Origin of the sequence: Ruminiclostridium cellobioparum subsp. termitidis CT1112, assembly GCF_000350485.1 — a bacterium.
In the GTDB taxonomy this organism is placed as follows: Bacteria; Bacillota; Clostridia; order Acetivibrionales; family DSM-1351; genus Ruminiclostridium; species Ruminiclostridium termitidis.
The window spans coordinates 24,478-47,422 of record NZ_AORV01000009.1 but is presented as its reverse complement, the minus strand read 5'-3'; the positions used below and the strand labels follow the sequence as shown (position 1 = coordinate 47,422).

Annotated in this window: 20 protein-coding genes and 1 pseudogene; 11 read left to right on the top strand and 10 right to left on the bottom strand. The window is 43.6% G+C overall.

The genetic code is table 11. The features are described from left to right. The first annotated feature begins 237 nt into the window (after nucleotides 1-237). From CTER_RS29220 to CTER_RS01490, 3 genes and pseudogenes are all read left to right on the top strand, one after another. Nucleotides 238-4,373: pseudogene (locus CTER_RS29220) on the top strand (DEAD/DEAH box helicase). Between the two features lie 245 nt (nucleotides 4,374-4,618). Continuing rightward, nucleotides 4,619-5,353: an ABC transporter ATP-binding protein gene (locus CTER_RS01495; RefSeq protein ID WP_004623166.1), complete on the top strand. Its 735-nt coding sequence runs from the start codon at nucleotides 4,619-4,621 to the stop codon at nucleotides 5,351-5,353. A gap of 2 nt (nucleotides 5,354-5,355) precedes the next feature. Then, a complete protein-coding gene (locus CTER_RS01490; protein WP_004623162.1) occupies nucleotides 5,356-6,108 on the top strand; it encodes an ABC transporter permease in 753 nt (250 codons plus the stop codon). A gap of 363 nt (nucleotides 6,109-6,471) precedes the next feature. Here CTER_RS01490 and CTER_RS01485 read toward each other — a convergent pair whose 3' ends face one another. Further along, on the bottom strand, nucleotides 6,472-7,443 hold the full coding sequence (locus tag CTER_RS01485; RefSeq protein WP_004623133.1) for an ABC transporter substrate-binding protein: 972 nt from the start codon (nucleotides 7,441-7,443) through the stop codon (nucleotides 6,472-6,474). An 88-nt stretch (nucleotides 7,444-7,531) separates the two neighbouring features. After that, nucleotides 7,532-8,281, bottom strand: coding sequence for a polysaccharide deacetylase family protein (locus tag CTER_RS01480; protein WP_004623141.1), 750 nt, complete (start codon nucleotides 8,279-8,281; stop codon nucleotides 7,532-7,534). Nucleotides 8,282-8,708: 427 nt separating this feature from the next. Between CTER_RS01480 and CTER_RS01475 the strand changes: the two genes are divergently transcribed. After that, nucleotides 8,709-10,082: a diguanylate cyclase domain-containing protein gene (locus tag CTER_RS01475; RefSeq protein WP_242834919.1), complete on the top strand. Its 1,374-nt coding sequence runs from the start codon at nucleotides 8,709-8,711 to the stop codon at nucleotides 10,080-10,082. 55 nt (nucleotides 10,083-10,137) lie between these two features. Here the strand turns inward: CTER_RS01475 and CTER_RS01470 are convergent, their stop codons facing one another. The 7 genes from CTER_RS01470 to CTER_RS01445 form a co-directional block, all read right to left on the bottom strand. Then, nucleotides 10,138-10,947 carry a CPBP family intramembrane glutamic endopeptidase gene (locus CTER_RS01470; RefSeq protein WP_004623134.1) on the bottom strand — a complete coding sequence of 270 codons (810 nt, stop codon included), beginning with the start codon at nucleotides 10,945-10,947 and terminating at the stop codon, nucleotides 10,138-10,140. Between the two features lie 3 nt (nucleotides 10,948-10,950). Next, nucleotides 10,951-11,604, bottom strand: coding sequence for a TetR/AcrR family transcriptional regulator (locus tag CTER_RS01465; protein WP_004623168.1), 654 nt, complete (start codon nucleotides 11,602-11,604; stop codon nucleotides 10,951-10,953). A gap of 130 nt (nucleotides 11,605-11,734) precedes the next feature. Further along, nucleotides 11,735-12,079 carry a nuclear transport factor 2 family protein gene (locus CTER_RS01460; protein ID WP_004623151.1) on the bottom strand — a complete coding sequence of 115 codons (345 nt, stop codon included), beginning with the start codon at nucleotides 12,077-12,079 and terminating at the stop codon, nucleotides 11,735-11,737. Between the two features lie 25 nt (nucleotides 12,080-12,104). Then, a complete protein-coding gene (locus CTER_RS01455; protein WP_004623155.1) occupies nucleotides 12,105-12,905 on the bottom strand; it encodes an SDR family oxidoreductase in 801 nt (266 codons plus the stop codon). Between the two features lie 70 nt (nucleotides 12,906-12,975). Beyond that, nucleotides 12,976-13,647, bottom strand: coding sequence for a WYL domain-containing protein (locus CTER_RS01450; protein ID WP_341349504.1), 672 nt, complete (start codon nucleotides 13,645-13,647; stop codon nucleotides 12,976-12,978). After that, nucleotides 13,617-13,886 (bottom strand): helix-turn-helix transcriptional regulator, encoded by a 270-nt coding sequence (locus tag CTER_RS29100; RefSeq protein WP_341349503.1) that lies wholly within the window; start codon nucleotides 13,884-13,886, stop codon nucleotides 13,617-13,619. Before CTER_RS29100 ends, CTER_RS01450 begins: the two co-directional genes overlap by 31 nt. 84 nt (nucleotides 13,887-13,970) lie before the next feature. Next, nucleotides 13,971-14,198: a hypothetical protein gene (locus CTER_RS01445; protein WP_131469364.1), complete on the bottom strand. Its 228-nt coding sequence runs from the start codon at nucleotides 14,196-14,198 to the stop codon at nucleotides 13,971-13,973. Here CTER_RS01445 and CTER_RS01440 point away from each other — a divergent pair. Further along, complete coding sequence (locus tag CTER_RS01440; protein ID WP_004623157.1) at nucleotides 14,183-14,494, top strand: UDP-glucosyltransferase; 312 nt, start codon at nucleotides 14,183-14,185, stop codon at nucleotides 14,492-14,494. The genes CTER_RS01445 and CTER_RS01440 overlap by 16 nt on opposite strands. A 12-nt stretch (nucleotides 14,495-14,506) precedes the next feature. On the opposite strand, the gene CTER_RS01435 is transcribed toward CTER_RS01440, so the two are convergent. Beyond that, complete coding sequence (locus tag CTER_RS01435) at nucleotides 14,507-15,328, bottom strand: helix-turn-helix transcriptional regulator (RefSeq protein ID WP_004623164.1); 822 nt, start codon at nucleotides 15,326-15,328, stop codon at nucleotides 14,507-14,509. A 165-nt stretch (nucleotides 15,329-15,493) separates the two neighbouring features. On the opposite strand from CTER_RS01435, the gene CTER_RS01430 reads away from it, so the two are divergent. The 6 genes from CTER_RS01430 (at nucleotide 15,494) to CTER_RS01405 (ending at nucleotide 22,943) form a co-directional block, all read left to right on the top strand. Further along, nucleotides 15,494-16,810: a sulfatase family protein gene (locus CTER_RS01430; protein WP_004623163.1), complete on the top strand. Its 1,317-nt coding sequence runs from the start codon at nucleotides 15,494-15,496 to the stop codon at nucleotides 16,808-16,810. Nucleotides 16,811-16,968: 158 nt separating this feature from the next. Next, nucleotides 16,969-18,789 carry a sensor histidine kinase gene (locus CTER_RS01425; RefSeq protein WP_004623131.1) on the top strand — a complete coding sequence of 607 codons (1,821 nt, stop codon included), beginning with the start codon at nucleotides 16,969-16,971 and terminating at the stop codon, nucleotides 18,787-18,789. Next, on the top strand, nucleotides 18,790-19,557 hold the full coding sequence (locus tag CTER_RS01420) for a response regulator transcription factor (protein WP_004623132.1): 768 nt from the start codon (nucleotides 18,790-18,792) through the stop codon (nucleotides 19,555-19,557). Between the two features lie 108 nt (nucleotides 19,558-19,665). Then, a complete protein-coding gene (locus CTER_RS01415; protein WP_004623150.1) occupies nucleotides 19,666-21,015 on the top strand; it encodes an ABC transporter substrate-binding protein in 1,350 nt (449 codons plus the stop codon). A gap of 103 nt (nucleotides 21,016-21,118) precedes the next feature. Beyond that, nucleotides 21,119-22,063: a carbohydrate ABC transporter permease gene (locus CTER_RS01410; protein ID WP_004623136.1), complete on the top strand. Its 945-nt coding sequence runs from the start codon at nucleotides 21,119-21,121 to the stop codon at nucleotides 22,061-22,063. 16 nt (nucleotides 22,064-22,079) lie between these two features. Beyond that, nucleotides 22,080-22,943 carry a carbohydrate ABC transporter permease gene (locus CTER_RS01405; RefSeq protein WP_004623145.1) on the top strand — a complete coding sequence of 288 codons (864 nt, stop codon included), beginning with the start codon at nucleotides 22,080-22,082 and terminating at the stop codon, nucleotides 22,941-22,943. Nucleotides 22,944-22,945 lie beyond the last annotated feature (2 nt).

Sequence of the window (22,945 nt, the reverse complement as noted above, 5' to 3'; positions counted from 1 at the left end):
TATTTTATGGCTTTGAGCCGCTTAGCCGCCACAAAATGTTATGCAGGCAAGTATCCTTTATCGCTCTTCGCCTAACAGTTGTTAGGGAAATTATACCTAACGGTTGTTAGGTTGTCAAGAACTTTAATGATAATATGTCAATAATATTGTATAAAATATTACGAGAGGAGTTGTACTTTAAAATGGAGAATATAAATAATGAAATTTATTTATTCCTCTACAGCGAAGGAGATACCTATGGCGGAAAAATTTCCGGATTTATTTGACAAGTTGACAGAGAAATGGTTCATAAATACCCTCGGTTCACCCACTGCCGTTCAGCAGCAGGCCTGGCCGGCAATTGCCTCGGGCAGGCACACGCTGGTATCGGCACCGACAGGTACCGGTAAGACACTTACCGCATTTCTGGTATTTATCGACAGACTGCTGGAACAGGCCCGGAGCGGTAATTTAAAACAGGAGCTGCAGCTGATCTATATATCGCCGCTTAAATCACTTGCCGGTGATATACGTGAGAATCTCAAGCGTCCTCTGGACGGAATTCTTGAGGAACAGTTAAAAGCAGGTATCCCGTCAAAGAGCACAGGAATTAGCGTCGGCATACGGACCGGTGACACCTCGCAAAAGGAAAGGAGCCGGATGAGCAAGACTCCTCCGCATATCCTGATTACCACTCCCGAATCCTTATATTTGATGCTGACAAGTAAGTCCGGACAGAAAATTCTTGAAACTGCTAAAGCAATTATAATAGATGAACTGCATGCCCTCATTGATTCCAAACGGGGCGCCCATCTGATGTTGTCGGCTGCAAGACTGGACAGGCTGTGCCGACGGCCGCTTCAAAGGATCGGCCTGTCTGCCACAATTGAACCTCTGGATATTGCTGCCCGGTATTTGTCTCCCGACCCGGTTGCAGTTATTGCACCCAAAATGCAGAAGGAGATCCGGATTGCAGTGACAAGTCCCCTGTCGGACAAAAGAACTGTAATGAAAGACCCGGTTTGGCAGGAGCTTGCAAAAACGGTATATTCCTATTGCGGCGGTACGGGCAGCGCCATTGCCTTTGTAGAAGGGCGCGCTTATGCCGAAAAGCTGGCCTATTTTATAAACCAGCTGGGAGGAGAGGGCTTTGCCCGGACGCATCATGGCAGTTTATCCAAGGAACAGCGCTTTGAGGTTGAGAACTCACTTCGCAGCGGGGCACTGAGGCTTCTGTGTGCCACCTCCTCCATGGAGCTTGGAATAGATGTGGGCGATATAGATCAGGTATTCCAGATCGGCTGTCCCCGTTCCATCTCCAGTACCATGCAGAGGTTGGGCCGCGCCGGGCATAATCCAAACCGCATAAGCATCATGCACATGTTTCCCAGGGAAGCGGTGGAAGGGCTGTATTGCGGACTCACCGCAGAGGTGGCGCGAAATGGCGGTATCGAATACTCAAAGCCTCCCAGGCTCTGCTTTGACATCCTGGCCCAGCACCTTGTGTCCATGGCCTGCGGCGGAGGCTATGAGGTTGAGGAGGTCATGGAGCTGCTTTCCCGGGCTTTTCCCTTCCGTGATGTGAAGGTGGAGGATGTCCGGGAAATTCTGTGTATGCTTGCGGGGGATTACGAGCATGAGAGGGATATTCCCGTGCGCCCCAGAATAATTTATGACAGGCTCCATAATCATGTAACGGGGGATGCCTACAGCCGCATGCTGGCGGTCAGTGCCGGAGGAACCATACCCGACAAAGGTTTATATACATGCAGGACCGAAAGCGGTGTCAAGCTGGGTGAGCTGGATGAAGAATTTGTCTTTGAAACCAGAATTGGCGACAGATTTCTCCTGGGCACATTTGCCTGGAGGATCGTAAACATATCAAAGGACTCTGTAATCGTGACCCAGACCAATACGGCAGGTGCCAGACTGCCCTTTTGGCACGGTGAGATCAAAGGGCGGAGGCTGCGGACAGGCATTGCCTTTGGTGAACTGTTCCGAAGGCTTGCCCGTGCAGATGAGGCAGGTTCCATGCTAAAAGAGCTTGAAAAAATGGGGCTGGACGAGCCGGCCGCAAAAAGTGCGGCGGATTTTCTGAAGCGGCAGCTGCAAAGCACGGGCCTCCTGCCAGACGACAGGACCATATTGATTGACATTTTATGGATGAAAACAGCAACCATCAGATGATGGTGCATTCGGTATTCGGCCGTCAGGTGAATGAACCCCTGTCCCTTCTTGTGAAGGAAGCGGCAAACCGCCATATGGATACCACAATCAGCTGTGTGACCGACGATGACGGATTCCTCCTGTTTCCCTTTAACGGCAGTCCCCTGCCCGAAGGCCTGCTCCAGGAGGTATCACCAACTGCCGCCAGGCAGATAGTCACAGCATTACTTCCTGCAACACCTTTGTATAACATGAATTTCCGCTATAACACTGCCCGGGCACTTTTAATGGGAGTGAGGAGCAGCAGGCGCCAGCCGCTGTGGGTACAGCGTATGAGAAGTGCGGAACTGCTTTCCTCACTGGTTGAGCAGGAAAAGCATCCCCTGATCCGGGAAACAAGGCGGGAATGTCTGGAGGATTACTGGGATCTGCAGGGAGTGGAATACATTCTGAATGGAGTACGCTCGGGCGATATCCAGGTCCGTGAGATGTATCTCGATACGCCTTCTCCCATGTCCCTGCCGCTGAGACGCCAGACCGAAGCCGCAATGATGTATGATTATTCGCCCACACCGCAGAAAATACATCAGGCTGCGGCAGAGGCCCTAAAAGGGGCCGGGAAGATTAAGCCGGAGCCGGAGCAGCTGGCCCGTGTATCTGAACGTACCAGGCTTCCGGAGGATGAACAGCAGCTTCATTCCCTGCTGATGATAGAAGGAGATCTGACTGCCGGGGAGCTGGAAATACCGGTTGAATGGCTGGAAGCACTTGCTGCCGCGGGACGTGTGAAATATATCGAGCCGGGCTTATGGATTGCCGCCGAGCAGGAGCAGGAATACTCGGATGCTCTGGAGGGAATAGTCACCGATGCCAGAAAGCGCCTGGTCCAAAGACTGCTGAGATACAGGGGGGCAAAATCATGCGAGCAGGTGGCAGAGAGGTACCTGTGGACCGAGGAGGCTGCACTTGAAATTTTCACTCTGCTCTGTTCACAGGGAAACGCGGTGGAGCAGGAGGGAATGTACTATCATTCGGGGCTTTATGACCGTGCCAGGAATGAAACTATCAAAAGCCGGCGCAAGCAGGTAAGAACCCTTCCGGCAGAACGGTATGCCGCGCTGCTTGCCAGTCGCATGCTTATTTCGGCACCGGCGGCTGAACAGCTGGAGGCCGCGCTTAAAACACTGAGCGATCAGCCGTATCCGGTCGAGGCCTGGGAGAACATCCTGCTGCCGGCACGCGTGGGGAATTACCGTCCGGAGTTTATGGACACTGTTTTATCCGGGGGAAATACATTCTGGCAGCTCAGTCCCCAGACCAGCCTCTGTTTTCACCAGACCGGAGACATTGACTGGGAGGCCGAGCAGTCCGGGACGGCCGAAACCCTGGAGGGAAAGGAGAAAATCATATATGATGTATTGTTAAAAAGCGGGGCCAGTTTTATGCAAAGACTTGCCGGGCTGGTTGAAGGTTCGCCCTATGATACCCTGCTGGAGCTTGCAGCAAAAGGACTTGTGACCTCCGACAGTTTTATTCCGGTCCGGCAGTGGCTGGACAGGGATAAGCTGGAAAAGGGTACAGCACGCCATAAAGTCAATGCCCGCATGAAGATACTGACAACCGGGCGGTGGGAGGTTACCCGACCTCTAAAGCCTCTGACAACGGAACAGCAGTTGGACCGCAGCTTCGACAGGGTGGTTTTACTCTGCCGTGAGACAATACGGGGGATTTCCTGGAGCACCGCCCTTGAGACACTTCGCATCTGGGAATATACCGGCCGGGTGCGCCGCGGGTACTTTATTGAAGGACTTTCGGGAATCCAGTTTATACGGGAGAAGGATTATGCCGGGACCATGCTGACACTGGAACAGCCCCGCCGACAGACAGTATGGCTGAATGCAATCGATCCGGCCCAGCCCTGGGGCAAATGTCTGCAGCATATGCCGGACAGGGCATTTCTGAATGTTGCCGGTACGGCTGTTGCATTGCGGGCGGGTGTGCCGGTGGCCGTTCTGGAGCGCCAGGGCAGGACCTTGCGGGTATTTGAGCCGGATAGCGCCGCCGAAGTACTTGGGGTATTCGTACAGGATTATTCAAGGCGCAGGATATTTTCATCACAAAACCGTATTGTGATCAAGGATTATCCGGAGGAGGCCGCAGAAGCACTCAGCAGTGCCGGCTTTGTTCACGAGCCCCAGGGTTATGTGGCATATCGGCCGTATAGATAAATGTTTTTTAACCCCGGAAACAATGCTATAATGTGTTATAAAAATATCCTACCCCTTATTGACAATGTACGATACGTTTTTGAGTGGTTAATTTGCCCTGCGGCTGCGTTGAAGCCGCTTGGAAGGCACAAAGCCTTACTGCACGTCTTTGCCTTGCCGCAAGCCAAATTCTCTCGCTCAAAAATCACCGACGTGAGGCGTGTTGTACTTTGTCAATAGAGGGTATGTATAAGGAATTAAAATATATGAAAGATTTTATTATAATGGATCGGGTATTCTTCTCCTATGGAAAGCGGGAGATACTCAGCAATGTTTGCCTGACACTGGAAGCTGGAGGTTCCTATGCTTTGATCGGTAAGTCGGGTTCGGGGAAAAGTACCATTCTGAACCTCATTGCAGGATTTTTAAAGCCTGATGGGGGAACAGTGACCGTCAATGGGGCGGAAGTCAGGGCTCCCAGGAGCGAAACTGCCTTCCTGTTTCAGGATTTGGGGCTGTTTCCCTGGCAGACCGTAGAGGATGCAGTTTCAATGCCGTTGAAAATAAAGGGACGGACAGACAGTCTGGAGGCTGCCGTAATGGAACTGCTTGTTGAGATGCGGCTGGAAGGCCATAAGGACAAGTATCCGCAAGAACTGAGCGGAGGTGAGCGGCAGCGGGTGGCTCTGGCAAGGACTTTGATCGGAGAACCGGATCTGCTCCTGATGGATGAACCCACCTCTGCACTTGATGCAATGACAAAGGAGGAGCTGCAGGGCATAATAATAAGAGAACAGCAAAAACGGACGGCGACACTGCTGTTTGTCACCCACGATATTGAAGAGGCCGTTATGCTGGGACAGCACATTCTTCTGATGAACGGGGATGGAACTGTCTCACAGATGGACAACCCCTATTATTCGGTAAAGAACGCGAGAGAAGAGCTGGGCTTTTATGACCAGTGCATCAAGCTCAGAAAGCTGCTAAAGATGGAGATGTGACCATGAAGGATATAAAAAGATTAACTCAGAGCCAGCTGGCAGGTTTTTTAAGCTTTCTCATCCTTTGGGAGCTTCTTCACCTGCTTTTGAAAACCCGCACCATACCGTCCCCGGTTGAAACTGTGGCCTATATTCTGACAGTACCCGGCCAATTGCTCAGACACTGTGCCGCCAGCATACTGAGAGTGGCCGCAGCTGTGGGCGTTTCCATGCTTCTTGGGGTTCCGGCCGGAATCGTTCTTGGTGTGAATAAAACCTGCAAGAGATTGTTCTCACCTTTACTGTATTTTATCTATCCGGTACCTAAGGTTGCCTTTCTGCCGGTTTTCATGCTGTTGTTCGGCCTTGGAAATACGTCCAAGATAATTCTTGTGATTTTTATTATCATATTCCAGATCATACTGTCGGTTCGGGATGGAGTGGAGCACATTCCTCCGTTGTATTTCAAGGTAATGGAGAGCTTCTGTGCACCGGCGGGCCGGAAGTACCGGTATCTGATTCTGCCGGCAATCCTCCCCCATATATTCGGAGGATTGCGGATAAGTATCGGAATATCGCTGGCTTCGCTATTTTTTGCCGAGAATTATGCAACGGTATACGGGATCGGCTATTACATCCTGAGCGCATGGACAAAGATGGATTATGTGCAGATGTTCAGCGGCATTCTGGCCCTTGGCCTTGTGGGAATAGTGCTCTTTAAGCTGCTGGACCGGCTGGAAGCAGCCTGTGCTCCCTGGCTGAAGCGTATGAAATAACGTGCTGTACTGATTGAATTAACTCTCAACTTTGTGGTTAGGTAAGTTATGCTGATTATACCGGCACGCGAGTGCAACTTCAAGCAATGGATGGCACGGTAAAAAGTGCTTGCTGAAATTTGTAGGTAAACAACAAGTATTTTAGCCGACAAAGTGACAGGAGGTCACTTTGAGCAGCACACGAGACCCGGATGGTCGAGTCGCTGCGACGGCAAGAAAATACTTGTTGTGAACCGTACTATTTCAAGTAAGCGCTTTGTGTGCAGCCATTGCTTGAGGTTAGCACGGAAGTACCGATATAAAATCAATAAATTTTTACTGGTAATATTGATTAACCAATTAATACAACACGTTAAGTTAATACTATTTTATAAACGAGAAGTCGGTTAATTCATCATAGGTATAGAGCTTGCCTGTCAGCCCCTTGTCTTTAGTCCATTTGATGATATTATCAAACTGGTCTTCACTGATGGTTCCTGCATGAGTGAACTTCCCGGACAGATTGGAGAGGTAATCTCCGATTGCTTCGGGGAACTGGTAATTTTTCAGGATGGAGCTGTATTCCTTCACATCGGTGTCGTTCATGTAATCAATGGCCTTGTTGTAAGCCTGATAGAATCTTTTTATGTCCCCGGGACGGCCGGAAATCACGGTATCTGTGAACAGCAGGGTACCGCCTTTGATTCCTGCTTTTTTTGAACTTCCCAGCAGATGCGCACCCTGTTTTACAAGCATGCCTGCCTGCGGTTCTGTATAAACGACTCCGTCAATCTGATCGGACATGAGAGCTTCGGCCCTTCCAGCAAAGGAAGGTATTTCAACGATCTGATAATCAAATCCGTCTTTTTCCGCAAACTGGTCCATGATATATTCCAGGAGAAAGTTCCGTACAAGAGAAATCCGTTTGCCCTTTAACTCTTCCATTTTCTCAATCTTGGAACCGGGGGAGGATAATATTTTAAAGTCTTCACTGATATCCGATGTGATTTTCATGGCAATGCCCTTATCTACAAAGGCTGCGCCGGTCATGACATCGCCTATGGCCCCATCCAGCTCTTTGGCCTGAACCGCTACATTACGGTCATTTGGAGAAGAAAAGGACTTGATGGATACCTTTAGTCCGGCCTGGTCAAAGAAGCCCTTTTCCTTTGCAAGAATGATGGGAATGGCCGACTCGGCAGGCAGGATGCCTACTTTCAATTCCTGCCCGCTGGGCGCTTGACTGCCGGTGGCCGAGGATTCGGATGAATTCCCGGCATTATTGCCGGCCTTCGAGCATGAGGGCATGAATAGAATTCCCATTAATAATGCGAATATTATGATTGATTTTTTCATATTTTATGTTCCTCTCTTTTATTTATATTAAATGCTTAATGTTATATCCGCGGCTTCAACTCTGATGCGGCCGGGGGGAATGCTTCCGTCACCCTGTGATGCCTCTGAAGGTTTCCATATCCATGGAATAGGGTATGACATTCCGCTTGAGAAGCAGTGGAGGGGTATCCTTGGTATTGCTGCCACCCTCAGTGGTAAAAGCAAGCTTGAACCCTTTATTTTTAAGCAGGGCCACATTCAGATCGGAATACAGGCCGAAGGGATATGCAAAGACATCCTTTGCACCCACGAGAGGACTGGCATTGCAGCGGTCCAGGTCTTCGGAGGTTTTCTCCTGATCTGCTTCCAGCATCCTGCTGACTGTGGTTCCGGTTCTGGTGTGAAATTGGTCGGTATGGTTTGCATATTCAAAAATATTGGACATTTCCTCCAGTTCTTTTACGGTAAGACAAATGGATTTCTCCGGATCGAAAGGTTTTCTTTGTGTATTGAGCCAGCCGGTAACTACAAAGGCAACGGCATGAAACCCATACTTTTTTAATGTGGGATATGCGTAAAGTCCCACTGACTGGTAGCAGTCGTCAAAGGTAAGCAATACGGATTTTTCCGGCAGTCCGGCTCCCCTGTAATAATAATCCTTTATTTCAGAGAGTGTTAAAGTATGAAAGCCGTTTTCATGCAAATACTCCATCTGGGCGAGGAAATTCTTCAGGGTGACGAAGAGCGGAGGGGGCAAATTGTCCCTGTAATCCTGCTTCACCTCAATTGGAGAAGCCTGTTCCGGACGGTGCATCCGGCTCTCCCGGATTTCGTGGTATAGTAAGGTGGTGAATGACATAGTATTCTCCTGTCTGTTTTTTGACTTCATTTTGACTTTATAATTATATTTTAAAACTAATTATAAAATATATCACAAAATTTTGTTAACGGGTATAAAAATTAATAATATCTGTCATATGTGGCTAATTCCGGTATGTTGACTTTAAGGCTGCGAATCTGGCTAATATTGTCGAAATATGTTATAATAGCAGAACCAGGAGGTTGATCTTTAGCCTCATTGGTTGACTTCTTCCCCCATAATCTCAAGGAAATATACGATTAAGGAGGCACATATTATAAAGCTCAAATATACAGTTATCTCACTGATAATCGCAGGAATTACCTGTTTTGTTGTGGTTTACTTTTATTTATTTTCAATCAATAAAGTCAGCGATGTTTATATAGACAAGACCCGGGAAACTATTCTGGACCTGAGGAAGGATTTCATGAAAGATACTGTAAATAACCTGATTTCCGAAATTGACGCTGAAAGAAGAGCCAAGACCAGGTATACCGAAAAACTGGTAAAGAATACGTCGGCTATTATCAATGTAAAAACAACACATACCGATTTGAATTTTAAGGACTTTGCTATCAGCTTCTTCAGTGATAATTCAGATTACGAATTTTGGACAGTACTGCTTTGGAACAACAAAGAAAATAAAGTGATTTACATTTCAAAAAATCTGGCTGATGCTCCGGAAAAGGTTACGTTTAATAATGTTATATCCGGTTTATCTTCATATGAGGTTGTTACCCAGGGGGATGAAACGGTTGTTTTCGGCATAAGCAAAAACTATATCGATGAGCTTGTCAAGTCTGAAATATCCGACACAATCAGAAATTTAAAATTTGATGATAATTCTTATATCTGGATTAATGAGATCATAAATTATAATGGCGGCAAAAATTATGCCATCAGAAGGGTTCATCCGAATCTGCCCGAAACGGAAGGTATGTATCTGTCCACTGATATGACCGACGGAAAGGGCAATTTCCCTTATTTAACCGAACTTCAAGGGGTTAATAAAGACGGGGAGCTGTTTTTTTCCTACTATTTCAAGGAGCCTGACAGGGATGCTGTTTCCAAGAAATTAGCGTATGCCAAGCTGTACAGGGAATATAACTGGGTTATTGACATGGGGATCTATTTGAATGATCTTCAGTCATATGTAGACCAGACCAATGAAAAAAGCAGGGCGCTTGCATCAAGACTTACGCTGGTACTGGTTTTTTTATTCGTCATAATACTGTTTCTGAGCTATTCCTTGATTGTATTGATTGAAAAGTTGTATCACCGGCATTCCAGGAAAATACTGGAATCTGAAATCAACCAGGACTCTCTTACAAAGTCAGCCAGCCGTAAGAGCGGAACAAGTGACTTGATCCGCGCATTCAGGGAGTATAAGAGGAACGGTTCCAATCCCGGCATAATGATGTTAGATATCGATAATTTTAAGCATATAAACGATAAACATGGGCATGCTTCAGGAGATTTGGTTTTAATAGAAATCGTAAAGGCAATTTACCGGGTTATTAGAAGCTCTGACAAGCTTATCCGGTGGGGCGGAGACGAATTTGTGATAATTCTTTACGGGCTGCAGCAGGAAAATGCGCTTGAGTACGGTAGGAAAATATTATCTGTGGTATCTTCACTAAAAATTTCAGCTGAAAATAATGAAATTAATCCTGCTCTATCCATAGGTTTCACATTTTTTAAAGAAACCGACACTGATTACAGCGATGTACTGAAGCGCGCCGATGAAGCATTGTATATCTCCAAGACCAATGGCCGCAATCAGGTAAATTTAATTTTATGATTTAACCATTTGGTTATTTAATTATTTGTAAATGGCCGGTTAATGTGAACAATTCTTATTTATATGTATTAATAATTGTCCTCTCCTTTTTTAAACGTGTTATGAGCATGGAAACTATGATTGCCATGAGAATTTCCGATCCCCAAAGGACGGCCATTTTTATGCTGACAGGATGGGTAAGGGCACTGCGTGTGAACATGCCCTGCAGCAAATTTCCCCAGGCGTGCAGCAATACACAGGCAAATATTGATTTTGTCAGCCAGTAAAGCAGACCCAGGACGAAGCCGAATGTGATGCAATATAATAAAAATGACGGAAAATTCATGACGGATTGGTTGGAGGTTTGGACAAACCAGAGAGGCAGATGCCAACAGCCCCAAATGACGCCTGTTATTAATGCCGATAGGGCAAAGGGAAACCTTTTTTCCAGCTGTGGCTGCAGGAAACCGCGCCAGCCAAGCTCTTCGACTCCGCCGCCTATGACCATGACAGGGAGGAGAAGAATAAAAAGATACCAGGGATTGCCTGTGTACTCCTCACTGGCAGCATTGACCAAGAGCTGGCTTGCAAGGAAGATTGCTGTTATCCATATTGCTTGTTTGATATTTGGGGTATGCAGGATGAGCCTGAAAATATCCTTAAAGCCTTTTACCTTCCCCTGCTTTTTTAAGAGAATACAAACCGCATAGGCGGGTGCAAAACCCGCACCGAAACCTATGAGCAAAAAGATCAGGGCCGTACCTGCCGCACCCTTTAATATTTCCAGCCTTTCTCCGGCTATGATGGCAGCTTCCGTACCCCATGCAATTAAAAAGGTGAGCATAAGATATTGCAGGATACCGTTTTGTTCTTTATTTTTATACATAGTTTATTCCTCCGCTGTACCCAAAAAATATAGGATGGCTTTTGCAAGTGTTGCGAACATTTCTGAAATGTATGTCTCACTTCGGTCTTCAATGGACTGTATGGCCGTATCGGTGGATATCCCGTCAACAGCTGCCTGCGTGAAACGGATGATTTCTTCCAGTGGTATGATTGGCTTAAATACGCCTTTCTCAATGTTTTGCCGTATATATCCGATAATACGGCTTTGGGCATTGTCAAGACTTTGCCTGAAAATCAGCCTTTGCAATACCGACTCTTTTTTTTGTTGGTCGAAGGCATACAGCACAAGTATTCCAAAGAGTATTTTTCCTCCTACGGTATTTTGCAGTTTCTTTATGTAATCACCCATAGCATTAATGCTTTCAAAAACAATATCAGCTTCTTTTTTATCTAGGCTGAACAAATGTCCTATGGCGGTTTCCAGCACGTCTGGCGGTGTGCTCCGATTGACCGAGTCCAAAAAAATCTCATCGACATTTGAATAATAACGGTATATGGTGCCCTGGCTGAAGCCGGTCTTTACAATAATATCCCTCATTGTGATCTGATAGAGCGGTTTTTCCAGGAATGCTTCATTTGCACATTTGATGATAAAATTTCTTTTATTTGCAGCATAATCCTCATGAACTTTTGGCATATTAGCTCCTCTTGTGTAAATTATTCTTAAAATGACATGGTGTCATCTTAAGAATAATTTATCATGGAAAAAGGATAGTGTCAAGATGACACTGTGTCATTTTGAAGAAATATTCAGCCATGATACAAACTTAACAGGATATCCAGAGTCTGGTGATTTTTCCGGCACAAATACTGAAATGGTAGTCCAGTAGGAGCGGGTCGGGCAGGCCGGTCTTGTCATAATCACCATCAAGTTTGCAGGTGACTGTAATTCCATTGTCGCTTTGTTTTACAGCCCGTGGCTCAAGTGTTACATTGGCTGCGAAGTGGTAAACGTCACTCCAGTTTTTAATGGCTGTCTTACCGGTTCTGGTCTGTCCTTCATCAATAACAGTTGCGTCATCTGAAAAACAGTTTACATAGGCAGCAGGATCAGGTTTGTTTGATGCAGTAATAAAATCATTTATTATTTGAGGAATATTATTAATATCCATTTTTCTTCTCCTTTTAATTAACGTTTTAGATGGTCCGGACTGTGCCGCCGTCAATCAGGTATTCGCATCCGGTGATATAGGATGCCCTGTTTGATACAAGAAATGCTACAAGTTCTGCTACTTCTTCAGGTCTTGCAGGCCGCCCCAGAGGTATACCTCCGATTTGCTCCATTAATTGCCTGCGGGCGGTATCATAGCCGCAGTTTGAATTTTGTGCCATCCTTTCAATGAGACGTTCGGCTGCTTCAGTTTCGGTAAATCCCGGTGCAACAGTGTTTATGCGGATTCCGTCCGGGCCGAACACTGTTGCCAGGTTTTTGCTGTAATTTGTCAATGCTGCTTTTGCAGCCGAATATGCCATGGTCATATTCCCGGGAAGCTTACGCTGGATGGATGAAATATGAACGATGACACCGCTGCGCTGCTTGATCATGTAAGGCAGGAAACCCCGGTCCAGGCCGACGGCGGAAAAAAGATTTGCATTAAATGTGGTCAGCCAATCCTCGTCGGATAACGCCAAAGCTCCTGCGGTAGATGTGGAGGAACCGCCTACATTATTGATCAGAATATCCAGCCCGCCCAACTTTTCAAAGGTTTCACGGATGATTTTTTCCGTCCCTTCCGGTTTGCTGACATCAGCCTGGATGAATTCGACATTGTCCGGTAAATCCTGAGGTGCAGTTCTGGCTGCCGCTGTTACTTTTGCTCCTGCGTTATGCAGCCGCAAAACTACAGACCGGCCGATGCCTCTGGTTCCACCTGTTACGAGTATACGTTTGCCTTCAAGTTCCTTGTTTGTACCCAATAAGTGCGGACTATTTTCCATGGTTTGTTACCTCCTTGAAATAGATTACAAGTTAACTATAGCGGATATAACCTGACAACATAACGTCAAGTTATATTGAGTATTTTTCTGCCATTTTTTGAATGCCGCTGACCATTTTCATTCGTATTTCCGGAGGATCAATGACTTCAAGCAAGGGACCAAAGGAGAAAAGAAAATCCAAAATCCATTCACCGGCCGGCAGAGATGTGGTGACGATGTATGAGCCATCCTGATCCTTTGTGATTTCATTTTTGCCGAAATCATCGTATACGCGATAGGCTCCTGCAGCGGATATTTTTAGCTTGAGAGCAACCTTTAAAGCTGCGGAAGGCTTATTGGCCGGAACTGATAATTTATGCTGCAAAATCTGATAATCAGGGTAATTACCTGTAACATGAACGTTGGACATACGTGTTATTTTAAAGGTCCTCAAAGCCTTGCGGTCCAGGCAGTAGCCTTTAAGATACCAGGCTTTGTCTTTGAAAAGCAGTTTCATAGGTACTGCAATGCGATCACTTTTATCTCCGGAAACGCCAAAATAGGAAAAAGCAATTATCTTTTGTTGAAGTATTGCATTTTTTAACAGGCTGAATATTTCCTTTTGCTCTTCTTCATCTCCCCAGGTCGAAAAATCCACTTCAATCCAGTTGATATTACTTTTCATAAAAAGACTGCTTAACTTGGACAGCACATCATCAAATTCAGGATAACTCACCACGGACATACTTTGTAAACCAAGCAAAATCTCCTCCTGTTCCAGTTCTGAAAGCAAGGATTTTTGAGTACAAACCTGTCAGATAAGGAAATACCTCCGCCTTTGCCCTGGCTTGCGTATATGGGAATACCTGCCTGGCTCAAAGCTTCAACATCTCTATAGATAGTTCTTACCGATACTTCAAAACGTTCAGCTAACTGGTTGGCAGTCACCGTTCCTTTTTCCAGCAAAATATACAATATTTGAAATAATCTGCTTATTTGCATAATGCCATCACCTCATAATCAATTATAAAAATATAAACCTGACATCATTATGTCTAGGTTTATATTTTTATATACTAAAACACATTATTTTTGTGAAAATGTATTTCCCTGTGCTGCCAGTACTCCGCGGACAACAGCTTTTTCCAATGCAACTGCGACTGCAGTCCCCACAGCCGTAATGGCAGTATCGCCGTCCAGCATTGCCTGAGTCTGGTTGTCAAAGGCTCTGTCGGGGCGAAGCACTCCAATTATGATTTGTCCATGCTCCCACACATTTCCAAGTGGATTGACTACCCTTGCGGATATCACCATTTGCCACGGAGGACAGGGAACTGTGCAAACAGCGGCAGCCTCGGGAACTCCTGGTAGAAATTGCCCTGCAGCCCGAACAGCAAATGAACCTGGATCACATGGAGGAATATGGAGCAGCCCTGCGCATACCATGTAAAAAATGGCGTTCGGCTGCAATACGTAATGCTGTTTGCCTGATTCTGCATAATGACAGCTATAAGGAAAATGCCCAAGCGTTAATGAAAAAAATCATCGGCATGGACGGAGGAAAAGAGGCCGCTGCAATCATTTGGGAAAAAATTAATGATTTATTGTGAAGAATAGTAGTCTTATTTATAGCTGTATTTCCTATATTTTGAAGGACTTTCACCGAACCTGTTTTTAAAGAGTTTGGAAAAGTAAAATATATCATCATATCCCACTTCCCTGGCTACATCATGTACACTGAGATTAATATCTATAAGCAGCTGTTTTGCCTCATCAAGCCGGAGCTGTATTATATATTCTACGGGTGTTATATTGTAATGCAGTTTAAATAGGTTTATCAACTGGGATTTTGATAAGCTGGCGATCCTGCAGAGTGAATCCAGGGTTATCTTATTTGTAAAATTCAGATCGATAAAATTTTTTACATCCCTTATGGAGGGTGAAATCTGTTCCTTGAAGGTTTTTTTGTCTATACTTCTTTTAAGTTCAATAATAAAATTGTGAAAAATGTTTTTCAAAATATTTAAATCCGGGAATGGACTATCGAAAATCTCACCGTATAGCTGAAGTATATATTTTTCAACTATAAATTCATTATCCGGATTAAAAGGCATACCTACAGGGATGTCATAATCCCTGAGCAATTTGTCTGCAAAAGTACCGTTGAAGGAAAACCATGAATGGGTCCATTTTGAAGAGTCTGTTCCATAATGCCTGGTCTGTAACGGTCTGCATATCATGGACGTTTTCGGAGGGACCGGGGACAATTTTACACCGTCACCTACATAAACCGGTTCGTAGAAAAAAAAGAAAGTATAGTGGCCGGGACCTTTAGGATTGAGTACAACACTTTCTCTTTGCTTTCTATAGGCAATACAATCAAAAAGCAATTCAGTATTATATCTTAATTGGGGATCAGTGACAGGAATTTTGAACCAGTGCATACTTTACTCTCCTTTTTAACTTTAAACCTTTTATATAAATAATAATATAATACATAAAATCTCATATATAATCCATTTTTTTAAGGTTTAATTCTAATATAATATAAATATATACTTTTGTAAAATAAACTGTTTAATTTATCTTTTACTAAGAAGGAGAACCATATGGGCCAACAAACAAAACCAAATATAATCATCTTTTTTACAGACCAGCAGAGGTGGGATACGGTGGGCTGCTATGGAACCCACAATGACATAACACCCAATCTGGACAAGGCTGCCCAAAACGGGGTACGCTTCCAAAATGCATTTTCATGCCAGCCGGTTTGTACTCCTGCAAGGGCATGCATTCAAACCGGGCGGTTTGGTACCGAAACCGGAGTATTCAGAAATAGAAGGCCGTTGGCCCCCGATGAAAACACTATTGCAAAAATAATGAGGAATGAGGGTTATGAGGCGGGCTACATAGGTAAATGGCATCTGGCAATAACAAGGGATAAACCTGTCCCACTAAAACTGAGAGGAGGGTATGAGGAGTTTTGGCTTGCTTCGGACGGGCTTGAACATACAACTCATCCATATGAGGGATTACTGTTTGATTCGCAAAATAAAAAGATCACATTTAAAGATAAATACAGAGCGGATGCCATTACAGATTTTGCCATTGATTATTTGAGGACACGCACTCTTGAAAAACCGTTTTTCCTGTTTTTATCCTATCTTGAACCTCATCATCAGAATGATATGGAAAAGTTTGTTTCACCTGACGGCTATGCGGAAAAATTTAAGGATTATCCTGTTCCCGGGGATCTTATTGACCAGGAGGGTGACTGGAGAGACGGACTTGCAGATTATTACGGAATGTGTAAGCGGTTGGATGAAAATTTTGGAAGAATTAATGACGAAATTGAGGCACTGGGATTAAAAGATAATACCATAATCATATATACATCCGACCACGGCTGTCACTTCAAAACCCGAAACAGTGAATACAAGCGGTCATGTCATGAGTCAAGCATAAGAATACCTCTTATAATATCAGGCCCCGGATTTGAAAGCGGAGAGGTAAGAGAGGAATTGGCCAGCCTTATTGACATTGCTCCCACAGTTATTGATATAGGTGGTGCAAGTATTCCGGAATATATGCATGGAAAATCATTAAAGGCTTTGGTAGACGGTGAGGTTTACTCATGGCCTGAAAACGTATTCATTCAAATCAGTGAGACCGGGGTAGCCAGGGCAATAAGAACCGGCCGCTGGAAATATTGCGTACATGCGCCTGATAAGGATGGCTGGAAGGATTCGGGCAGCAAAGTATATCTTGAAGAGTTCTTATATGATTTGGAGTCCGATCCCCATGAAAAGGTCAATCTCATTGGAAATCAAGACTATATGGATATTTGTAATGGATTGGCAGAGGCTCTTAAAATAAAAATGGCTGAAGCAGGTGAGGAGATTCCAGTAATACTAAGGAATTGTTAAATGTCATAATAGTTCGACAAAAACTTACAAATATTGCGTGATATATGATAGTAGTTTATAATGTGATTTATCACATATCCATCTTATATCTTTTCATAGCTGAATGAATAAGGTTTCAAAGATTTCTAAATTAGTTCAGGACTAACAGGGGATAACATATGAAAATATGGCCGAAGTATTTCACTTTAAACAGGATCCGTCAGAAGCTGAAAGATACCAGCATTAAAAACAAACTCCTATTCACTTATCTGTCTGTTGTAATTATTCTCTCTGTCATTTTGGGAATGGTTTCATATAATATTTCATCAAAAACTGTCATCCGGCAGACCGAAGATTATGCAAACCTTGTAATTACACAAATCAGCAAGGATATTGACAGCTATATCGAAAAATTTGAAAGACTCACCTACACGGCATATTCAAACTTTTCGGTGCAGCAGATATTAAGTACGCACCATGAGGCCACATTCGCAGAAAAGCTGGACAACAGGGATATAATAGGACAGTTTATTTTGGGCCTGAGCGTAATAGATACGAATATTGACGGTGTGTATATCTATTCCAAATACGACGATCTTTTTTACGGAAATCTGACATCTGCCCTGTCACCAACCTATGATTTTAAAAAGGAGGACTGGTATGGCAGGGTAACCGGCGGCAAGGTAAGAAATTTGCTGGTATCCCCCCATGTTGAAAAAAAGTATACCAATACGGGGAGGAAGATGAATTTTTCCTATATCCGCCGGCTTACGGATATCAGTAATGGTGACTATATCGGTTTTATAAATATAGATATAAATGTGCAGGCAATTCAAAACATTGTAGGAGGTACCGGGGAAAAAATAAGCGGCAGGATGCTCATATTAAATGAGGATAATAGGGTAATCTATATTTCACCTGAAAATATCAGGGTGGAGGGTACTGAAAAACTAAAAGAGGGAATGCTCATGGATATAGATGCAAAGCTCAGCCAATTAAGAGCGGAGAATGTGGTCATTACCAGTAAATCACAAAAAACAGGCTGGAATGTTGTATTTATTTCACCTATATCGCAGATTTCCGACCAGGTCAAGAAAATACGGATGTATACCTTAATTACAGCAATTTTCTGTGTACTGCTGCTTTCTTTAATTTCCAATTTTATAGCAATGGGAATAAGCCGGCCTATAAAAAGATTAAAGAGGACAATTATGGACGTTGAAAATGGTGATCTTGATGCAGCTGTGGAAATAGAAAGCAATGATGAAATAGGACAATTGAGCAAAAGCTTCAACAAAATGGTAAAAAACATAAAAAAGCTTATTAAAGAGGTTTATGAAATTCAGCTAAAAAAGAAGGAGGTAGAGCTGAATGCCCTGCAGAGTCAGATAAACCCTCACTTTATGTATAATACGCTTGAATCAGCAAATATGATGGCAATACTGGCCGGCAACTTTGATATATCAGATCTGTTAACCTCTTTTGCCAATATATTAAGGTTTAATCTGGACAATAAAAACAGCTCCATAAGTCTGGATAAAGAAATAAAGTATGTAATGGATTATGTAAATATTCAAAAAATAAGATATAAAGACAAATTGAATGTAGTGCTTTTTACAAACATAGATGTAAAAAGTCATGTAATTTTAAAGCTGATAATACAGCCTATAGTTGAGAATGCCATATGTCACGGTATTGCCCAAAAGGGAACCGATGGGCATATACGGATAATTATAAATAAGGAAGATGAGAATATAAGGATCATTATTGAGGATGATGGGGTTGGTATGACTGAACAAAGGCTGGAGGATGTGCACAAATCCCTTGAGAAAGAGGAGTCCCTCAGTAAAGAAGGCAGTATAGGCCTGAATAATATCAATGAAAGAATAAAGCTTTACTATGGCGAGCAGTATGGATTAAAGCTTTCCAGCAGGTTGGGCAAAGGGACTGCGGTCGAATTGGTCATACCGGCTAAACCCATAAAAAGGATGGAGACATAGATGTTCAATATTTTGATTGTTGATGATGAGGAAATTATCAGGAAGGGTCTCACCAAATTAATAGAGTTGAGTAATTCAAATTTCAGAGTAGCAGGCGAAGCTTCAGACGGCAAAAAAGGGTTGGAACTTGCCATTAAGCTGAATCCTGATGTTGTCATCGTGGATGTTGAGATGCCGTTGATGAATGGTCTTGAAATGATAGATATGATAATGAAAACCGAATCCGGCACCAAGTTTATCGTATTGAGCGCACACACCGATTACCGTTATACAAGGCATGCAATAAAAAGCGGTGTAGTGGATTACCTGATGAAGCCTGTCAACAGGTTTGAACTTTCGGACCTGCTTAAATCCATAGAAAAAGATATTGAGAGTGAAAAATCCTGCCGGGATACTGCCAGCAGGCAAAAAGATGAAGGGGCCGGAGGCGGTGAGGAACCAAGAAGTGAAAGAAAAACCATAGAAGCCGCAAAAGAATATATAAACAAGAATTTCTTCAACAGCATAAGCCTTGAAAGTGTAGCCAGGCATGTGCATATGAATACGAATTATTTCAGCTCTCTGTTTAAGAAGGAAACGGGAGAGAATTTTATAGATTACCTGACTAAAGTAAGAGTTGAGAAAGCCAAAACACTCCTTGCAAATCCCAATCTGAAAATACATGAGATCTGCCAGATTGTGGGATATTACAGCACCAAACATTTTGCAAGGCTGTTTAAAGAGATGGTTGGAATGACGCCTTCAGAATACAGGGCAAATATCAAGTGAAAAAAAGATACCTTATCTGAATTCTGTGTCGTTTTATTTCTGCGCTTTAAGCCTTAATATTTAATTATACCGGTGATATACATAATAAATATTTTAGGAGGAGATCAAATGTTAAAAAGGTTTTTGGCTGTATCAATGATTTTTGTGTTTTGTGTCAGCTTGCTTATAGGCTGCGGGCAAAATCCGGATGTGTCAAAGCAGGCAACCAATCCGGATGCTGCGGCAACTGCCGCCGGAACTCAAAATAACAGCACAGCGGAAAAAGTAACTGTTAGAATGAGCAACTGGCTTGAGACTGAAGAATCTACAAAAGAGATATTTAAAAAGTTAATGGATGATTTCATGGCTGCCAACGGGAATATTAAGGTTGAAACCGTAGGAGTTCCTTTTGCACAGTATAAGGATCAGGTTTTGATTGCGTGCAGCTCGGGCAATCCGGCAGATGTTATCATGGGTAATTCTCAAATGATGGTTGCATTTAACGGTGCAAAGTCGCTTGAACCGTTGGAAAAATTAATTAAAACAGAAACAATAAGTGATTTTTATGAAAATAATCTTGCCGGAACTACATTTGACGGAAAAGTAATGGCTTTACCCTGGGCTCCGCATCCAAATGCCATGTTCTGGAACAAGGACCTGTTTAAACAGGCCGGGCTGGATCCAGAAAAAGCGCCTGCCACATGGGAGGAAATGGTTGCTGCCGCTGCAAAGATTGCAGCACTTGGAAAGGATAAAGACGGAAATCAGATTTATGGCATAGGTTATGCAAATTCCAAGGAATCCCATGCGGGAACTGTGTTTATCGGTCTCATGTACGCCTTCGGAGGAAAATTCCAGGATGAGAGTGGTAAAATAACCTTCGATAGTACGGCAACAAAAGATGCCATGCAGTATCTGAGGGATCTTGCTGCTAAAAATATTATGCCGACAGGTGTGGAACAAAAATCGGTCAGATCCTTATTTGCATCCGGCAGGTTGGGCATATGCTTTGACGGGGATATGGGAAGAGGCACATTCAGAAGTATCAGCGGCAAAGGAGCCGAATTTGACAAGAGCATGGGAGTAGCCATAATTCCGGCCAACAAAACCGGCAGAAGTGAGACCGTTTATACCGAACATCAACTTGGCATTGCTGCCGAATCAAAGAACAAGGAAGCGGCTGCAGCTCTGATTGAATATCTTGTAGGGAAGGAAGCTATGTTAAATTATCATAAGGCTTACGGCACCCTTTCGGCCAGAAAATCCATTGCTGCACTGCCTGAAATGAATGAAGATGACTACATGAAGGTATTTAACAAGCAATCTGAAACTGCCAGTCCGTTGCCGGCAAATAATCCCATGTTTGATAAGGCCTGTCTTGAAATTATAAAAGGCGTTGAAAGAGTAACCATGAATAACGATGATATACCCACCGTAGTCGGGGATGTACAGAAAAAAATAGAAGAGTTATATAAATAGGCAAAAATTAAATTATAAAAGGCAGGTGTTAAACAAACAGCTTACCGCCTGCCTTTTTCACACCCAAATACCTGGTAAAGAGTATAATTTTGAAGGTGATCAAATGGAACAAAATACAATGATAAATAAGACAAATATGAAGAAAACCGGTTTTAAATTGAACAGGGCAAAAAATGACAGGATATATGCCTGGGCGTTAACCTTACCAGCCTTGCTGGTGCTGGCCGTTACCATATTTATACCAATGCTTCAGGTATTGAGAATGAGTATGTATTCATACAGTATGTTTGATCTAAATAATATTGTGTGGAATAATTTTGAAAATTTTACGTCGGTATTAAGGGATAAAGAATTTATAGAATCTTTTGAGCGGACACTGTTATACGTGTTTTCCACAGTAATCATATCATTTGTTATCGGGTTGTTATCAGCGATTTTACTGAATTCACCGATCAAGGGCAGAAATATTTTCAGAGGAGTTCTGTTTTTACCATGGGCTATCCCTACTGTCGTTGCGGCAGTGCTCTGGATGTGGCTGTATCAGCCACAGTATGGTGTACTTAATTATATTTTAAACCAGCTGCATATTGTGGATAAGAATATAAACTGGTTGGGCCAAACCAATACTGCCATGGGAAGTATAGTTATTGCGGCGGTTTGGAGACAGATGCCGTTAATGATGGTTATGCTGCTGTCGGCTTTGCAGACGGTTCCGAAGGAATTGGAGGAAGCCGCTATAATAGATGGGGCAAATTGGTTTCAAAGTTTCAGGAATGTTACAATTCCCTGTATAATGAGTGTTATAAAATCAGTAACTCTTACTTCTGTAGTTACTAATTTTCAGATGTTTGGTTTCTTCTTTACCATGACAAATGGCGGTCCGGTCAATTCCACCACAACGCTTACACTATATACCTACCAGAAGGCCTTTATGGAGTTTGATATGGGAAAAGGCTCGGCTATCGGTGTCATCTGGCTGGCTTTCCTTATAGTATTTGCCTCGGCTTATAACAAAATACTTGGCAAAATGGAAGTTAATTCTGATTAGGAAGGAGTTGAATATTGTGAGTAACACTTTTGATAAAACCCATGGAAAAGAAAAGAAGAAGAAAGGCAATGTATTTAAATATTGTATTCTTATTATATTTACCGTAATATTTATTTTCCCCATATACTGGATGATCATGACTTCGATCAAGACCAATGATGTACTTTTAAGGCTGCCGCCTGAGTGGATTCCGGTAAAGCCAACCCTTGACAGCTTTGTGCGTGTGCTGTCGGATTTGAAATTTCTGACCTTTTATAAAAACTCTATAATTGTATCGGCTGGTTCAACAATTCTGGCCATATTACTGGCAATGCATGCAAGCTATGCATTTTCAAGATTTAAATTTGCAGGGAGCAAGATACTCCAGCTGGCTTTTCTATCCACTCAAATGTTTCCGCAGGTCGCTTTAATGATAGCACTGTATTCACTTTATAAAAATCTGGGTTTACTGGACACTTATACGGCACTTATACTGGCGTGTACAACCATAGCTCTGCCGTTGAGTACGTGGATACTTAAGGGATTTTATGATACCATACCGACATCTCTGGAAGAGGCCGCAGCAATAGATGGCTGCGGAAGGTACATGACCTTCTGGAAAATCATTGTTCCCCTCATTCAGCCGGGTATTCTTGCAGTTGCAATATACGCCTTCCTGATAGGCTGGGATGACTTTGTCTGGGGCTTGACCCTTATTACCAAAGTTGAAATGAGGACCTTGACACCTGGCATTGTATTGACTTATTTCGGTGAAAACTCATATGACTGGGCTAAAATCATGACGGCCTCCGTCTGTGCATCACTGCCTGTGCTGCTTGTATTTATCGGATTGCAGAAGTACATGGTTTCCGGTTTGACCCTGGGGGCTGTTAAGGGGTAAGA

Coding starts and splice junctions, on each gene's coding strand:
- CTER_RS01435 (WP_004623164.1), bottom strand. CDS start 15,328: ATGCACTGGTTCAAAATTCCTGTCACTGATCCCCAATTAAGATATAAT.
- CTER_RS01420 (WP_004623132.1), top strand. CDS start 18,790: ATGTTCAATATTTTGATTGTTGATGATGAGGAAATTATCAGGAAGGGT.
- CTER_RS29100 (WP_341349503.1), bottom strand. CDS start 13,886: ATGCAAATAAGCAGATTATTTCAAATATTGTATATTTTGCTGGAAAAA.
- CTER_RS01475 (WP_242834919.1), top strand. CDS start 8,709: ATGAAAGATACTGTAAATAACCTGATTTCCGAAATTGACGCTGAAAGA.
- CTER_RS01425 (WP_004623131.1), top strand. CDS start 16,969: ATGAAAATATGGCCGAAGTATTTCACTTTAAACAGGATCCGTCAGAAG.
- CTER_RS01455 (WP_004623155.1), bottom strand. CDS start 12,905: ATGGAAAATAGTCCGCACTTATTGGGTACAAACAAGGAACTTGAAGGC.
- CTER_RS01415 (WP_004623150.1), top strand. CDS start 19,666: ATGTTAAAAAGGTTTTTGGCTGTATCAATGATTTTTGTGTTTTGTGTC.
- CTER_RS01470 (WP_004623134.1), bottom strand. CDS start 10,947: ATGTATAAAAATAAAGAACAAAACGGTATCCTGCAATATCTTATGCTC.
- CTER_RS01485 (WP_004623133.1), bottom strand. CDS start 7,443: ATGAAAAAATCAATCATAATATTCGCATTATTAATGGGAATTCTATTC.
- CTER_RS01460 (WP_004623151.1), bottom strand. CDS start 12,079: ATGGATATTAATAATATTCCTCAAATAATAAATGATTTTATTACTGCA.
- CTER_RS01490 (WP_004623162.1), top strand. CDS start 5,356: ATGAAGGATATAAAAAGATTAACTCAGAGCCAGCTGGCAGGTTTTTTA.
- CTER_RS01430 (WP_004623163.1), top strand. CDS start 15,494: ATGGGCCAACAAACAAAACCAAATATAATCATCTTTTTTACAGACCAG.
- CTER_RS01495 (WP_004623166.1), top strand. CDS start 4,619: ATGAAAGATTTTATTATAATGGATCGGGTATTCTTCTCCTATGGAAAG.
- CTER_RS01410 (WP_004623136.1), top strand. CDS start 21,119: ATGGAACAAAATACAATGATAAATAAGACAAATATGAAGAAAACCGGT.
- CTER_RS01480 (WP_004623141.1), bottom strand. CDS start 8,281: ATGTCATTCACCACCTTACTATACCACGAAATCCGGGAGAGCCGGATG.
- CTER_RS01445 (WP_131469364.1), bottom strand. CDS start 14,198: ATGGTGATATCCGCAAGGGTAGTCAATCCACTTGGAAATGTGTGGGAG.
- CTER_RS01465 (WP_004623168.1), bottom strand. CDS start 11,604: ATGCCAAAAGTTCATGAGGATTATGCTGCAAATAAAAGAAATTTTATC.